This window comes from Kitasatospora misakiensis, from assembly GCF_042656005.1.
Classification (GTDB): Bacteria; Actinomycetota; Actinomycetes; order Streptomycetales; family Streptomycetaceae; genus Kitasatospora; species Kitasatospora misakiensis.
In genome coordinates, this window is record NZ_JBHSOF010000142.1 from 1 (window position 1) to 803 (window position 803).

Here is an 803-nt window from a genome sequence, read left to right on the forward strand (position 1 = left end):
ACGACGGCACCCTCATCACCCCCATCGACTGGGGCCAGCCCCGCTAACCACATCACCCGACCTCCGGGGGCCGCGGCCGATCGCCGCGGCCCCCGGGAGCGACCCGTCCGACGCCATCACCCGCACATCCCACCGGAAGCAGGGCAACCCTCTCGTGACCCGAACCGTGCGCCACCACCTCGCCGCCGCCCTCGCCGCGGCCTCGCTCACCGCCGGTCTGCTCGCTGCCGCACCCGCCGCTCACGCCGTCGGGATCGACCTCTCGGATCCGGCCGCCGTGACCGTCGAACCCGACTGGTCCTGCGGCTCGGTCGGCGACTCCGACCGCGACATCGCCACTCGGCTCAACCTCCAGTTGACCGGCACCCTCTACCAACACCTGACCCCCTATCGGGTCTCCTGTGCCCGCGCGATCGTCAACGCCGTCCAGGCGCAAAATCTCCCTCAGCGGGCCGCCGTCATCGCGGTGACCACCTCCATCGTCGAGACCACACTGCGGAACAACCCCAACACGGAGGACCACGACAGCGTGGGCCTGTTCCAGCAGCGGGCCAGCTGGGGCTCCTTCGCCCAGCGAATGGACCCGACCTGGTCCACCAACGCCTTCCTCAAGGCGATGGTCCGGGTGAGCAACTGGCAGACCCGACCGATCGGGGAGGTGTGCCAGGCGGTCCAGATCTCCGCGTTCCCCGGCCGCTACCAGCCCCAGGCCGCCGATGCCGAACGCATCGTCAACGCCCTGCTCAGCTCCGGCAGCTCGGGTGGCGACCAGCCGGTCGCCGGGAACTGGGACGGCGGACCCG

At 71.1% G+C, this 803-nt stretch carries 1 pseudogene; it reads left to right on the top strand.

The annotated features are described in order from the left end of the window. Positions 1-154: 154 nt before the first annotated feature. Positions 155-803, top strand: a pseudogene (locus ACFP3U_RS36955) (peptidase M23); the annotation flags it as partial.